Consider the following 14,060-nt stretch of genomic DNA (forward strand, 5'->3'; position numbering starts at 1 on the left):
TCTAGGGTAGTAATTAAATTACTGCTGCAAGCGGCGCGGGCGAGGTCCTTTCGCTGCGCTCAGGATGACGTTCTTTTTTATCATTCCCAACTTTTTTCCTTCCGCCGGCAGCCTTTTCTGTACTTCCCCTGTCTGGCCCGCTGACGGGTCCTCGCGCGGGGACCTACGTGCCTATGCCAAACGCTACCCCCGACGAGCTTGCTGAGTTACTGCGGCGGTGCCGCCTGCGCGAGCCGGTGGCCCAACGCACCCTCTATGCCCGCTACGCCAGCCGCATGCTGGGCGTGGCGCGGCGCTATGCCAGCTCGGTGGCCGAGGCCGAGGACATTTTGCAGGATGCCTTTGTGAAGGTGTTCACGCGCCTCGGCGATTTCCGGGGCGAGGGCTCGCTGGAGGGCTGGATTCGGCGCATCGTCGTCACCACGGCCATCAACCACTGGCAGAGCGGGCAGCACCGCCGCCAGCAAATCCTAATTGATGACGCGCCCGAGCCCGCCGCGGCCGACGCCGACGCCCTCGACCGCCTGAGCGTGGCCGAGGTGCTGGCCCTCATCGAAAAACTGCCCGACGGCTGCCGCATGGTGCTGCTGCTCTACGCCGTCGATGGCTACCCGCACTCGGAAATCGCCGAGCTGCTCAACATTCAGGAAAGCACTTCGAAGGCCCAGCTCAGCAAGGCCCGCAAACAGCTCAACCGGCTGCACCAGCAGCAGGTAAACCACTTACGACCATGGTAGAAGAACCAGAAGATAACCGCCTCGACCAGTCGCTCCGCGACGCGTTCGACGACTACGAGCTGACGCCCTCAGCTCCGGTGTGGAAAGGCATTGAGCAGCGGCTGGCGCAGCTGCCGCCCCCGGTGCTGCCCCGGCGCCGCCGCCGACTGGTGCCGCTGCCGCTGCTGTTTGGGCTGGTAGCCTTGCTGGCCGGCCTGGGCGGCTGGCTGCTGCCGCACGGCGGAACTGGCAATAGCCGTGTTATAGCTCCGTCGGCGCAATACAGTGCGCAGAATGCAGTAAAAAATGCATCAGGCGGCAATGAAAATGCGCAGATAAATACTCCCAATGCACAGTACAGCGGTAGCAATGCACACTATAGCGGCGGAAATGCACGGTACAGCGGCAGCAATGCACGGTACAGCGGCAGCAATGCACGGTACAGCGGCAGCAATGCACGGTACAGCGGCAACAATGCACAGTATAGCGGTGGAAATGCACGGTACAGCGGCAACAATGCACAGTATAGCGGCATAATTGCACAGAACACCAGCGCAACCGCTTCAAGCAGTGTCCGCAATACGGCAAAGGCGGTGGTAGTATTGGCGCCGGGCGCCACGCTAGCAACGGTTGACAGCCCCCCCGTGCCCACCCGCGAGCAGCCCCTGCTGTCAGCATCAGCAGTAAGGGCCGATTCGTTGCCGAATACCTTACGGCAGTTGCTGGCCCTGGAAACCACCTACGCCGCCCAGGCCAAGCCTAGCCTGAGCGACCCCGCCACCGCCAGCCGCGCCGCCGTGGTGGCCACCCTGCGCGCCGAGCGCGCCGAGCTGCTGCGCCTGCAGCGCCGCACCGACAGCCTGCTACTGGCCCTGGGCGACCTGCCCGCCGCCGCCCCGCTGGCCGCCCAGCCCGACACCGCCCAGGCCCGCCCCGAGCTACCCAAGCCGGACCTCCTGGGCCGCCGCTGGAGCCTGCTGCTCACGGCCGCGCCCGAGCAAAACACCGTGACCCTGCAGGGCCGCCCCGACGACAAGCTCTCGGCCCTGCGCCAGGGCCACGAAACCGGCCGCGCCGGCTTCTCGGCCGCCCTGGCGGCCGAGTACAAGGCCACACCACGCCTGAGCGTGGGCGGTGGCCTGGGCTACTCGCAGTTTGGCACCGAGTTTCGCCTCACCAACCGCCGCACCGAGGTGGATGTGACGTATGACACGACCACCAATACCACGCTGCAGGCGGGCACCACCACTATTCCTACCTACTCCATCCGCATCACGCAAGTGCCGGTGCTTACCCCGGCATTCAACGGGAGCGGGCAGGTAATTGGCTACGACACCGTGTACACGCCGCGACAGGACACCACGTTCACCACCATTGTACTGCACGATACGCTGCGCACCACTACCCGCACCGTGACGCCGCTGCTCAACAAGCGCGAGGTAACCACTACCCAGACCTTCAAGCCCCAATACCGCTTCCTGACGCTGCCCGTGCAGCTGCGCTACCGCATCACCCCGCCCGGCACCAGCCGCTGGTGGACCGATGTGGCCCTGGGCGCCCAGGTTCAGTTTTTCCTGGGCGGCACCCAGGCCGTGACGAGCGACGGCGAAAACTACCGCACCGAGAAAATCACGGCCGGCAACGGCCCCTTCCGCCCCGTCAACCTGGCCCTGAGCGGCAGCCTCGCCCTGAACTATGCCCTCACGAACCGGCTCAGCATGAGCGTGGCGCCCAGCTTGCGCTGGCAGGCGCTGTCGGTGTATAAAACCGAGACGGGGCTGCGCCAGCAGTCCACGGCCACGGGCGTGCTGCTGGGCGTGCGCTGGGCCTTGTAGGAAAATAAATCGTCAAAAGCCGGCAGCCTTTTGCGGGGCGTGCTGGTCTGGCCAGTAACGAACCAGCAGCCACACTCCCGGCCGGGATGGACCGCTCGGCGCCTCGGCCGCCCTAGGCCGGCCGCTTCACTTCCTAAACTTTCTTTCTGAGATATGAAAATCGTACGCAACCTCCTGTTGCTGGTCGGGCTATTGCTCGGGTGGCAGCACCTGGCCTCGGCTCAGGTATTCGAGTGGGCCCGGCTGGCCCACAACCTGGGCAGCAACGGCAGCATCGGCCAGGGCTCTACCACCGACCCCGCCGGCAATACCTACGTGGGCATCGGCTTTAAGGACAGCGCCCGCGTGGGTGGCCAGACCCTGGCCATTCCCAATGGCAGCAACCTCGGCGGCGGCAGCCTGCACATTGTGAAATACGACTCGACCGGCCAGGTGGCCTGGATTAAGCGCCTGACTAATATGCGGCTCCCGTTCGGCATCTTTCACTCCCTCGAAGCCGACCCCGTCAATGGTGGCTTCTTTCTGATTGGCGATATGCGCGGCGGCGCTACCTGGGGCGGTGCGGCCGTGCCCGGCGCGGCGGGCCTGTCCACCACCTACACCAGCTTCTATGGCAAATGCGACGCCAGCGGCAACCTGCTCTGGACGCGCCCGGTCGGCTTTCAGATTTACAGCTCGCCTACGCTGACCGTCGATGGCCTCGGCAACTGCTACCTGGCCAACCAGGTAACCTCCACCACGCTCCCGGCCACCGTGGGCGGCATGCCCATCGACTCGACCGAGCGGTTTGTGCTGGGCAACAACGCCAGCGGCACCGGCGAATGGGTGCGCCGCCTGCGCGCCACGCCCCTGCCGCCTCCCACCCAGCCCTACGCCCCCCGCTGCCCCTCGGGCATCAACCACCTAAAACTCGGGCCACAAGCCGCCGGCGGCTGCCTCTTGTTCGGCAGCTTCAATGAGGCCCTGTACTTCGGCGCGCCCGGCACCCCGCCGGTGCTGCCCAGCCGCACCGCCCTGCATTCGTTCGACGATTTCATTGCCTCCGTGAGCCCCAGCGGCGTGCTTACCTGGATTCGGCCCGGCCGCGGCGGCAGCACCGCCACCAACCCCGCCCCCAACGTAGAAGCCGCCGCCGCCGACCTGGCCGGCAACTACTACGTGGCCGGCTGCACCGTGCAGCAGGCGAGCACGGGCTACCAGCAGTCCTTCACCAGCGCCGCCAAGTATGGCCCCACCGGCAACCTGCTCTGGGTGACCACCCAGCCGACCCAGACTTTCCTGTCCGGCAGCCCGGTGTACATCACCAACTACGCCACCGAGCTGGTGGTGGACCGCGACGGCGAGCTGACCATGCTCGTGACGTCGGACCTCCGCCCGGTGCTGACGCCCGCCACCATCGGCAGCTTCACGCTGACCGACGAGTATAGCCTGGTACACCTGAACGCGGCCGGCGTGCCGCAGTGGACCGCCGCCAGCCGCAGCGCCGGCGACGCCTTCCCGCAAACCACCACCTCCTACAGCGACCCCGCCGGCCTGGGCCTCGATGGGCGCGGCAACGTGTACTACACCACTTCGGCCGGCTCGACCTCGCCCAACAATATCAGTCCCAACGGCAATGGCCTCACGCCGCCCACCTACCTGCTGGGCCAGCTCACGCAGGTGGGCGCCGGCATCAGCGTGGCGCGCATCGGCACGAAGCACAACACCGTGCGCGGCCGCCTCTACCTCGATGCCAACGGCAACGGCGTGCAGGACGGCAGCGAAGGCGCTTTCCCGCGCACCATGGTGCTGCAGGCCGTGCAGGCCACCCAGGCCCGCCTCGGTTCCTTCGACACCACCGGCGTGTTCAACGTGTACGTGGGCCCCGGCGCCTACACCCTGGCCGCGCCGGTAGCGCCCTTGCACTACACCCTCACCCAGCCCACCAGCGGCCCCTACACCGGCAGCTTCAGCGGCTACGGCAACGTGGATACCAACCGCAACTTCGGCTTCACGCCCGTGGCCAACCAGACCGACCTGCGCGCCACGCTGGTGGCCTACGGTGCCGCCCGCCCCGGCTTCGACGGCAGGCAGCGCCTGACGCTGGACAACGTGGGCACCAGCACCATTCCGGCGGGCACGGCCACCATCACGCTCGATGGGCAGGTGACGTTCATCGGCAGCTACCCCAGCACCACCACCACCGGCCGCGTGGTGCGCTGGAACTACCCGGCCATTCCGCCTCTGAGCCGCCGCACGCTCGATGTTTCGTTTAACATCCCGGCTGGCACCGCGCTGGGCACCTCGCTGGCCTTCGCCGCCAGCGCCCCCGTGGCCGCCGACGTGCTACCGACCGACAACAGCAGCGCGACGGCCCAGACCGTGACCGGCTCCTTTGACCCTAATGACATTGCCGTGAGCTACGAGCGGCTGAGCCCCACCGACGTGGCCGCGCAGCTGCCGCTCGACTACACCATCCGCTTCCAGAACATGGGCACCGACACGGCCTTTACCGTGGTGGTTACCGATACGCTCGATTTCCGCAAGCTCGACCTGACCACCCTGGAGCTGCTGGCCGAGTCGCACCCCTGCACCTGGAGCATCAGCGGCGCCGGCAGCCTGGTGCTGCGCTTCCTCAACATTCACCTGCCCTATAAGGCGCAGAACGAGCTGGGCTCGCAGGGCTTCGTGCGCTTCCGCGTGCTGCCCAAAACCACGCTCAACCTCGGCGACCTCGTGCTCAACAAGGCCGATATCTTCTTCGACTACAACGCCCCGGTACGCACCAACACCGCCCAAACCGCCGTGCTGCTGCCAACCGCCCTCACCGCCGACGCCCGCACTACCGCCTTCGCGGCCTACCCCAACCCCGCCCACAGCAGCCTGACCGTAGCCGCCGAGCTGCGCACGGCCGGCACCGTGCAGCTGACCCTGCTCGACGCCCTGGGCCGCCCCGTGCAGCAGCAGCGTCTGGCCGCCGCAGCCGGTGCCCTGCGCCACACCCTGGCGGTGAGCAGCCTGCGTCCCGGCATCTACGTGCTGCGCCTCACGCTGCCCGATGGCAGCAGCACCAGCCAGCGCCTGGCGGTGGAATAAGCCTGCCGGTCGGCGAGCGGCGCTGGTGCCGCTCGCCGACCCTGCAGCTTTCTCTTTCACTTTCTGATTTTAGTAATTATGAAACTTTTACATCGCTTGCTACTGCTGCTGTGCCTGCTCGGCTGGTACTCGCCAGCCTCGGCCCAGCTCGTTGAGTGGGCGCGCCTGGCCCGCAACCAGGGCGACAACTCCGGCTTTGCCGGCGGCGGCACCACTGATGCCGCCGGCAATACCTACGTCGGCATCGTTTTCAAGGACAGCGCCCGCATCGGCAACCAGACCCTGCGCGCCGTTTTCGGCCCCCAGGCCATCGTGAAATACGATTCGACCGGGCAGGTGAGCTGGGTGAAGCAGCTCAACAACACCTTCCTCGACGCGCGCGGTCTGAACGTGGACCCAGCCAACGGCGGCGTGTTCGTCACGGGCCGCTTCAGCAACGCGCCCAGCTGGGGCGGAGCGCCGGTAGCGGGCGGCGGCAACCGCAATTTCTACGGCAAAATCAACGCCGCTACCGGCGCACTCAGCTGGACCAACTCGCTGCCCCGGCAGCTCAACGTGTACACCAGCAGCGCGGCCGACGGCCGTGGCAACTTCTACCTGTTCAGTGAGATTGACAGTGTTATCACCATCGGCGGCCTGCGCCTCGACTCGACGTCCACCTTCGTGCTGGGCGCCCGCGCCGATGGCACCGGCCAGTGGATGAATCCCCTGCGCGGGGTGCCCGCCGGCGGCCAGTTTGGCCTCAACGGCCGGCCCTACTCCGGCATTTACTCCAACACCGGCCTGGCCCCCCGGCCGACGGGTGGCTGCGTGGTGCACGGCATGGCCATTATCTCGCTGTTCTACGGGGCCAGCGTCGTGCCCACGCCCGTGCTCACCACCAACCCGGCCGCGTACCTCGATTTCATGCTGGAAGTGAGCCCGACCGGCACCCCGGTGCAGGCCCGGCCGGGCTTCACGGCGGCTGTGCCCGTGCCCCAGCGGCGCGACCTGACCATCGACTCGGTGGGCAATTACTACATCACGGGCAGCGTGAACAGCACCATTGGCATTGGCGTGGCGAAGTATAGCCCCACCGGCACCCTGGTGTGGGTGACCAACCAGGAGCCCACCGTGGGCGGCCTGCCAGGTGCCACGGGTGAGAAAATCATGGTACATCCCAACGGCGAGGTAACTATTCAGGCCTACACGGCCCTTATTGCCGGCCGCTCTCCCACCACCATCGGCACGCTGATACTGCGCTCCGAAAACAATCTCGTGCGCTACAGCGCCAGCGGGCAGCCGCTGTGGGCGGTGGGCGACGGCACCAGCAACCAGTATGCCACCAGCCCTACTGATTATGGCTTTGCCCAGTCGGTAGCTTTCGGGGCCGACCGGCACGGCAACATCTATTGGGCCCTGGAGGCTACTACCAGCTCCACCACCGGCCCGGGCGGCTTCAGCACCACGCCGCCGGCCACGCGCCTGGGGGCCTTCACGCTGGTGGGCGCCGGGGTGGCCGTGGCCCGCATCGGCACCCACCACAACACCATTCGCGGCACGCTCTACCTCGACCAGAACGGCAACGGCAGCTACGATACCGCCGACCTGCCCTTCCCGCAAACCGTGGTGATGAATGCCACCCAGGCCACCCTCAACAGCTTTGGCAGCACCGACGTCGCCGGCGAATACGTGACCTACACCGGCACCGGCGCCTACACCCTGCCGCTGCCCGTGCCGCCGAAGCACTACACCATCTCGCAGCCCACCACCGGCCCGTACACGGGCAATTTCACCGGCTTCGGCAACGTCGATGCCGGGCGCGATTTCGGCTTCCGGCCCGTGGCCAACCAGGCCGACGTGCGCGTGGTGCTGACGCCCTACGGCGCCGTGCGGCCCGGCTTCGTGGCCCGCTACCGCGTCACGCTCGAAAACGTGGGCACCACGACGGCCAGCGGCAGCGTGGCGGTGGTGCTCGATAGCCACCTGAGCTACGTGGCCAGCGCGCCCAGCGGCAGCCGCACCAATCAGACCGTTACCTGGACTTACAGCAACCTGGCGCCGCTCAGCCGCCGCGATTTCGACCTCAGCTTTAGCCTGCCGGTGAATGCGGTGCTGGGCACGGCCATCAGCTCCACGGCCACCGCGCCCCTGAGCGGCGATGTGGAGCCGAGCGACAACAGCAGCGCGACGGCCCAGACCGTGACCGGCTCCTTCGACCCCAACGACATCGCCGTGAACTACTCGCGGCTCAGCCCCGCCCAGATTGCTGCCGGCCAGCCGCTCGACTACACCATCCGGTTCCAGAACATGGGCACCGACACCGCCTTCACCGTGGTTATCAGCGATACGCTCGACTTTCACAAGCTGAACCTGAGCACTATGCAGCTGGTCGCGCAGTCGCACAACTGCATCTGGAGCCTCACCGGCACGGGCCTCCTCACGGTACGCTTCCTCAGCATCAAGCTACCCCACCGCACCGCCGATGTCATTCGCTCGCAGGGCTTCGTGCGCTTCCGGGTGCAGCCGCGCCCCACGCTGGCCGTGGGCGAAATCATCCCCAACCGCGCTCACATCTTCTTCGACTACAACGCGCCCGTGACCACCAACACCGCCACTACGGCCGTGCTGCTGCCCAGCGCCGTGCTCAACACCCGCCCGGCCCTGGCCTGGAGCAGCTACCCCAACCCCGCCACCGAGGCCCTCACCATCGAAGCCGAGCTGCCCACCGCCGGCCTCGTGCAGCTGCAGCTGCTCGACGTGCTGGGCCGCCCCGTGCAGCAGCGGCAGCTGCCGACGCCCGCCGGCGCCTTCCGCCAGACGCTCGACCTGGGCGCCCAGGCCCCCGGCCTCTACGTGCTGCGCCTGACGCTGCCCGATGGCCGCAGCAGCACCCGCCCGGTGCAGCGGAAATAAGGCAACCGCACCAGTAGCGCGAACTTCAACCTCGTTGACTTTCGGTTGTGATTCGCGCTACAATACCTCCCGAGCCTCCCTGCAGCTGCCAGTACCGGCAGTTGCGGGGAGGCTTTTTCGCGAATGAAAAAACTTGGCACGGTTTTGCAATAAGACCCTGCATCGGCCCGTTACCGGGGCGCAGCTTCTGCCGCCGACCTCAGGCCTTCCCTGTTCCTTAGCTCTGATTTTTCAACGCCTTAGCCCCGGCGCCCTGGCAACGCTTTGCCCTTTTTTTGAATCTGTTTTTTATCCGGCGGCCGATGGCTGCTTTATTCCTTCCGACGCATTCTGGTTCGCTTATCCAAGTGTTTTTATAGTAGGTAATTTCTTTATGGTTGTGAAAAAGCCCCGCTGGTTTCAGCGGGGCCTTTTTGCTTTTAGAGCCGCGAAATAATTCGTCCTTACTTCGTGACCGCCGCCTGCTGCGCCGCCCGCGTCCGCCGGGCCGAGTCGCGGGCCAGGGCCTTCTGCGATTTCCAGACGGTGGGCTCGCGCTCCAGCCACACCCGTAGCTCGGGCTTTTTCTGCGCGGCCAGGATTACGGTGCTGCCGGTGTAGCCGTATTTCTCAAATTCGAGGGTGGCCTGGGCGGCGTTGGGTACCAGCAGGCGGAAGTGGCCATCGGCATCGGTGAAGGCGTGGCTGGCGGTGTCGCCCTGCACCTGCACCCGCACGCGGGGCACGCCCAGGGCGGTGCGGCCATTGCGCACGAGGCCGGTGATGGTGCGGGAAGCGCCCGCCTTGGGCGGCGCAGTTTGGGCAAGCGGGGCCCGGCCCGGGGCCAGCAAGGCCAGCCCCAGGAGGAGTAGAAGGTTTTTCATCAGTGAAAAGGGAGAGTTATGGAATCGATAGGCTGGCGCGCGTCTCCGACGCGTGCCAATTGGGTTCGAGCCTCCGGCTCGCTGGCTGAACGACTAGCCCAGGCGGCGCACCCGGGGCGTCTGGAGACGCCGAGCCAGTTGGCACGCGTCGGAGACGCGCGCCAGCAGAGGCCCCGTTCAGGGGAAGGGCCGCCCCCCCTCCCCCCGGGGTTAGCGGGCCCCCACGGCACCGCTCCCACTGAGGCCCTCGGCCAGGCGCACGAGGCGCAGCAGCTCGGCCCGGTAGCCGTCGGCATCGGTGCCGCGGGCGCCTTCGGCCAGGGTGGCGGTGCTGGCCCAGGTGGCCGCGCCGCGCTGCTCGCTCTGGCGCAGCAGCATGCCAAACTGCGCCACGGCGGCGGCAAAGCGGAAGTCGGTCGAGGCCTTTTCAATGCTGGCGGCGGCGCCGGTGAGGGGCTGGCTGAGCAGCTTGCTGGTACTGCCCTGCGGCTCCTTGTAGCGCAGCTTCACGGTCAGCACTTCGGCGGTGGCGGGCGCGACTTTACGGGCGTCGGTGAGGGCGGCCGTCCAGGGCGTGGGCTGGTATTTCAGGGGGTCGATGAGCGGCTGGGGGCTGCCCACGGGCACGATTTCGTAGAGGGCCGTGACGGTGTGGCCCGCGCCGAGCTCGCCGGCGTCCTTGCGGTCGTTGTTGAAGTCCTCGGCGGCCAGCAGGCGGTTTTCGTAGCCTACGAGGCGGTAGTTGGCCACCCGGGCGGGGTTGAATTCGATTTGCAGCTTGGTATCCTTGGCCACCGTGAACAAGGTGCCGCCGAACTGCGCCACCAGCACCCGGCCGGCCTCGTCGAGGTTGTCGAGGTAGGCGTAGTTGCCGTTGCCTTTGTCGGCCAGGGTTTCCATGCGCGAGTCGCGCAGGTTGCCGCGGCCGCAGCCCAGCACCGTCAGAAACACGCCGCTCTCGCGCTGCTCGGTGATGAGCTGCTCGGTGGCCGCGTCGGAGCTTTCGCCCACGTTGAAGTCGCCGTCGGTGGCGAGGATGATGCGGTTGTTGCCTTCCTTCTTAAAGTATTGCCGGGCGGTGCTGTAGGCCAGGCGCAGGCCGGCCCCGCCGGCCGTGGAGCCCCCGGCGTGCAGGCGGTCGAGGGCATCGAGAATCACCTCGGGCTTATTGCCGGGCGTGGGGGGCAGCACCAGGCCAGCGGCCCCGGCGTACACTACCATCGCCACGTGGTCCTGGGGGCGCAGCTGCTTCACCAGCAGCTTCAGGCCGGCTTTCACCAGGGGCAGCTTGTCGTCCGAAAACATCGAGCCCGACACGTCCACCAGAAACACCAGGTTGGCGGGCGGCAGCTGGGCCGTCTCCACTTTTTTGGCTTGGATGCCGATGCGGGCCAGCTGGTGGGCGGGGTTCCAGGGGCACACGGCCAGTTCGGTGCTGATGCGCACGGGGTCAGCACTATTGGCGGCGGGCGCGGGGTAATTGTAGTGGAAGTAGTTCAGCATTTCCTCCACCCGCACGGCGTCGCGCGGGGGCAGCTGGCCTTCGTTGAGGAAGCGGCGCACGTTGGTGTAGGAGGCGTTGTCGACGTCGAGGGCGAAGGTGCTCAGGGCATCCTTGCGGGCGTCGAAGAACTTGTTTTCCTCGATTTTGGCGTAGGTGTCGCCGGCGCCGGCTTCGGGCTTGGCGGGGTAGCCGAGGGGCGCGGGGCTGTAGGCGGGGGCGCCCCAGTCGGCGGCGCCGTCGTCGCCGGCAAAGCCGGCGGATTTTTCTTCGTCGGTAAGGCCGCTGGTGGCGTCGGCGTTTAGCTGCCCGCCGGGCACCCGACCCACCGCCGCCCGCGACGGGCTGTGCTTCGGTTTCTGCGCCGATTTATCGGCGCTGATTTTCGCAGTAGTGTAGCTCAGCGCCCGCTTTTCGCGCGGCACTCCCAGGCCCGTCACCACTACTTCCTGCCGGGCTTTGGTATCTACCAGCAGGGCGGCATCCATTACGCGCCGGCTGCCCACGGGCAATTCCTGCGTCACGTAGCCGAGGTATTTGATTTGCAGCACCGCGCCGGTGGCGGGCACGCCGGCCAGCGAGTACTGGCCGTCGGCATTGGTGGCCGTGCCGATGGTGGTGCCTTTCACCAGCACCGCCGCGCCCGGCAGGCCCTCATTGGTGCTCTGGTCGATGATGCGCCCGGTGATGGTGATGGTTTGGCGGGCGGCAGCGGCAGGCTTGGGGCAGCCGGCGGGCACCAAAGCGGGAGCCGCACCCAGCAGAGCAACGGCCAGCGGCAACAACAGGAGATTTTTCATGGCAGCAACGGGGGTTTGGTGGGGGATTTTTTCTGAGGCGCCGGGGCGGCTTATTCCGGGTCGGGCGCCACGTCCATCGGCACGTTGATGACCTTCTGGTCGGCAATGGCCCGCTCGGCTTTGCTGTAGCCCGGGTGGTTGCACTCCAGCATCGCCGAGCCCACGGGCACGCTCAGGCGGTAGCTGCCGTCCGATTTGGTGTAGGTGCCGATGTAGGAGCCCTTCACCTGCACCGCGGCCCGAAACAGGCCCTCGCCGGTGTAGCGGTCGGTGATGCGGCCCGTGAGAATGACGCTCTCGGCAGTGGGCTCGCAGGTAGTGGCGGCGGCGGTTTGCGGGGCCGGGGCCAGGGCCAGCAGCCAGGTGGCGGCCAGCGGCAGGAGCAGGAGTTTTTTCATGGCAGGAGCGGGTATTGGAAGCGGGTTCTGCTCTGCTGATGCCGGGCCGGGCGGATTTTGCACACGCGCCGGGTATTTTTTTACTCCCGCGGCTGCCGGAAACAGCTCTCAACATTCGTTCCTGCTGCAAGCAGCGTCAGGCTAATTACTAAGCTTGTCAGTCAATTGGCTACACGCTAAGAAAGCGTACTCGTCTGCTTTTTGGCCTCTTTCTTGTAAATGTGGCCTATGCGCTACATTTGCGCTTCATCAAAACTTCATCTTTCAAATTCCCACCTCATGAAAAAGTACCTCCTGGGCTTCGGACTTTTATTCGCTTTCAGCATGTTGCTGGCCGTACTCCCCGCCCGCGCCGCCGTCGGCCCCGATGACGTCCTCGGCGTGTGGAAGAATGGCGAAGGCACTGGCATGATTCAGATTTACAAAAGCGGCAACAAGTATTTTGGCCGCCTGGTGTGGCTGAAAGTGCCCAACACCCCCGAAGGCACCCCGCGCACCGACGTGAACAACCCCGACGAGGCCAAGCGCAAAACGCCCCTTAAAGGCCTGGTAAACATGCGCGACTTCGTGTATTCCGGCGACGGTAAGTGGAGCGATGGTAAAATCTACGACCCCAAAAACGGCAGCGACTACAGCTGCGAAATGACCCTGACCGACGCCAACACCCTGGAAGTGCGCGGCTACATCGGCGTGTCGCTCTTCGGCCGCACCGATGTGTGGAAGCGCCAGGCTATGAAGAAGTAAGTGCCTGAATTTGTAATTCCGGCCGGTTTCACCACCCGCTTATCCGCGCATGCTGCTGCGGTGGGCGGGTGGTGACTTTTCAAATGGCCTCGTTCATCATCTGCCTACGCTCTGCACTCATGACCAAACTTTACCTCTTGCCCATCAGCGCTTTGCTGCTGGCTGCCAGCTCAGCGCTGGCCCAAACCGCGCCATCCGACACCACCAAGCTGCCGCCCATTGAGGAAAACTTCGACCAGTTCGGCGATGCCTCAGCCGAGGGCAGCACCAGCTATAACACCCAGAAAGTGTTATACATCTCGCCTACCAAGCTCATCTCGGTGGGCTACGAGGCGCAGCTGCCGTACGACGTCACCACCACCGGCCCCAGCACCGCCAATCCTGTGCCCGCCCCCACCACCACGCGGGTCGATGCCGCCCGTGGCATCCGGCTGGCTTTCAACGCGCCGGTGATTTCGCGCAACAATTTTATTCTTAACCTCGGCCTCACGTACTGGAACACCGGCCTGAGCCTGGCCAACCCCGAACGCTCACTGCTGTTTGCCAAGCTCGACGACGGCCTGCGCACCACCGGCTTCAACGCCACTGTGTTTAAGCCCTTCGACAGCAAGCATTTTTTACTACTGCAAGGCAACGTGGACGCCAACGGCAACTACCGCAAGCCCGGCGACCTGAGCAGCAAGCACATCACTTACAGCGGCACGGCCATCTTCGGCTGGAAGCCCAACGACAACCTGCAGTGGGGCGTGGGCGCCTCGCGCACCTACCGGGCGGGGCAGCTGCTCTACATCCCGGTGCTGCTCTACAACCGCACGTTCTCGCCCAAATGGGGCTGCGAAGTGGTGTTCCCGGCCCGCGCCGAGCTGCGGCGCAACTTCGGCACCACGGCGCTGCTTAAAATTGGCTATGAGCTGGAAGGCAACGCTTACTACCTGGGTAACGTGGGCGCCGACGACTACTACCTGCGCCGGGGCGAGTTGAAGCCGCGCCTTACCTACGAGCGGCAGCTGGTGGGTTTCATCTGGGTGTCGGCCCAGGCGGGCCTGCGCTACAACTACCGCAACGACGTATTCAGCCACCAAAATCCCACCGGCGAGAAAGAAAGTCTGCTGGGTTCCGAGCCTTCGCTGTATAGCAACAAGCTCACTAATCCGCTGTATTTCAACCTCAGCGTAAACCTGGTTAGTCCGTAAAAAATTTGTAGACGGCTTGGGCAGTTGATTTTACTAAAGG

At 65.7% G+C, this 14,060-nt stretch carries 9 protein-coding genes; 6 read left to right on the top strand and 3 right to left on the bottom strand.

Annotation, left to right across the window (positions count from 1 at the left end; translation table 11 throughout):
• Positions 1-173 precede the first annotated feature (173 nt).
• The 4 genes from Q5H93_RS10420 (at position 174) to Q5H93_RS10435 (ending at position 8,521) form a co-directional block, all read left to right on the top strand.
• Positions 174-737 carry an RNA polymerase sigma factor gene (locus Q5H93_RS10420; protein WP_305006467.1) on the top strand — a complete coding sequence of 188 codons (564 nt, stop codon included), beginning with the start codon at positions 174-176 and terminating at the stop codon, positions 735-737.
• A complete protein-coding gene (locus tag Q5H93_RS10425; RefSeq protein ID WP_305006468.1) occupies positions 731-2,551 on the top strand; it encodes a hypothetical protein in 1,821 nt (606 codons plus the stop codon). Before Q5H93_RS10420 ends, Q5H93_RS10425 begins: the two co-directional genes overlap by 7 nt.
• A gap of 153 nt (positions 2,552-2,704) precedes the next feature.
• A complete protein-coding gene (locus Q5H93_RS10430) occupies positions 2,705-5,626 on the top strand; it encodes a DUF7619 domain-containing protein (RefSeq protein WP_305006469.1) in 2,922 nt (973 codons plus the stop codon).
• Between the two features lie 78 nt (positions 5,627-5,704).
• Positions 5,705-8,521, top strand: coding sequence for a DUF7619 domain-containing protein (locus Q5H93_RS10435; RefSeq protein ID WP_305006470.1), 2,817 nt, complete (start codon positions 5,705-5,707; stop codon positions 8,519-8,521).
• A 443-nt stretch (positions 8,522-8,964) separates the two neighbouring features.
• Here Q5H93_RS10435 and Q5H93_RS10440 read toward each other — a convergent pair whose 3' ends face one another.
• From Q5H93_RS10440 to Q5H93_RS10450, 3 genes are all read right to left on the bottom strand, one after another.
• Positions 8,965-9,384, bottom strand: coding sequence for a peptidase associated/transthyretin-like domain-containing protein (locus tag Q5H93_RS10440; protein WP_305006471.1), 420 nt, complete (start codon positions 9,382-9,384; stop codon positions 8,965-8,967).
• A gap of 210 nt (positions 9,385-9,594) precedes the next feature.
• Positions 9,595-11,685 (bottom strand): vWA domain-containing protein, encoded by a 2,091-nt coding sequence (locus Q5H93_RS10445; RefSeq protein ID WP_305006472.1) that lies wholly within the window; start codon positions 11,683-11,685, stop codon positions 9,595-9,597.
• 50 nt (positions 11,686-11,735) lie between these two features.
• Positions 11,736-12,083, bottom strand: a complete 348-nt coding sequence (locus tag Q5H93_RS10450; RefSeq protein WP_305006473.1) for a carboxypeptidase-like regulatory domain-containing protein — start codon at positions 12,081-12,083, stop codon at positions 11,736-11,738.
• A 279-nt stretch (positions 12,084-12,362) separates the two neighbouring features.
• On the opposite strand from Q5H93_RS10450, the gene Q5H93_RS10455 reads away from it, so the two are divergent.
• Positions 12,363-12,827 carry a DUF2147 domain-containing protein gene (locus Q5H93_RS10455; RefSeq protein WP_305006474.1) on the top strand — a complete coding sequence of 155 codons (465 nt, stop codon included), beginning with the start codon at positions 12,363-12,365 and terminating at the stop codon, positions 12,825-12,827.
• Positions 12,828-12,946: 119 nt separating this feature from the next.
• The gene (locus tag Q5H93_RS10460) at positions 12,947-14,020 is read left to right on the top strand and encodes a DUF6268 family outer membrane beta-barrel protein (RefSeq protein WP_305006475.1); all 1,074 of its coding nucleotides are present in this window, start codon (positions 12,947-12,949) and stop codon (positions 14,018-14,020) included.
• Positions 14,021-14,060 lie beyond the last annotated feature (40 nt).

Source organism: Hymenobacter aranciens, assembly GCF_030580865.1.
In the GTDB taxonomy this organism is placed as follows: Bacteria; Bacteroidota; Bacteroidia; order Cytophagales; family Hymenobacteraceae; genus Hymenobacter; species Hymenobacter aranciens.

Excerpts from the sequence above, each read along its gene's own strand:
- Q5H93_RS10420 (WP_305006467.1), top strand. The coding sequence starts at position 174 with ATGCCAAACGCTACCCCCGACGAGCTTGCTGAGTTACTGCGGCGGTGC.
- Q5H93_RS10450 (WP_305006473.1), bottom strand. The coding sequence starts at position 12,083 with ATGAAAAAACTCCTGCTCCTGCCGCTGGCCGCCACCTGGCTGCTGGCC.
- Q5H93_RS10430 (WP_305006469.1), top strand. The coding sequence starts at position 2,705 with ATGAAAATCGTACGCAACCTCCTGTTGCTGGTCGGGCTATTGCTCGGG.
- Q5H93_RS10460 (WP_305006475.1), top strand. The coding sequence starts at position 12,947 with ATGACCAAACTTTACCTCTTGCCCATCAGCGCTTTGCTGCTGGCTGCC.
- Q5H93_RS10425 (WP_305006468.1), top strand. The coding sequence starts at position 731 with ATGGTAGAAGAACCAGAAGATAACCGCCTCGACCAGTCGCTCCGCGAC.
- Q5H93_RS10445 (WP_305006472.1), bottom strand. The coding sequence starts at position 11,685 with ATGAAAAATCTCCTGTTGTTGCCGCTGGCCGTTGCTCTGCTGGGTGCG.
- Q5H93_RS10435 (WP_305006470.1), top strand. The coding sequence starts at position 5,705 with ATGAAACTTTTACATCGCTTGCTACTGCTGCTGTGCCTGCTCGGCTGG.
- Q5H93_RS10455 (WP_305006474.1), top strand. The coding sequence starts at position 12,363 with ATGAAAAAGTACCTCCTGGGCTTCGGACTTTTATTCGCTTTCAGCATG.
- Q5H93_RS10440 (WP_305006471.1), bottom strand. The coding sequence starts at position 9,384 with ATGAAAAACCTTCTACTCCTCCTGGGGCTGGCCTTGCTGGCCCCGGGC.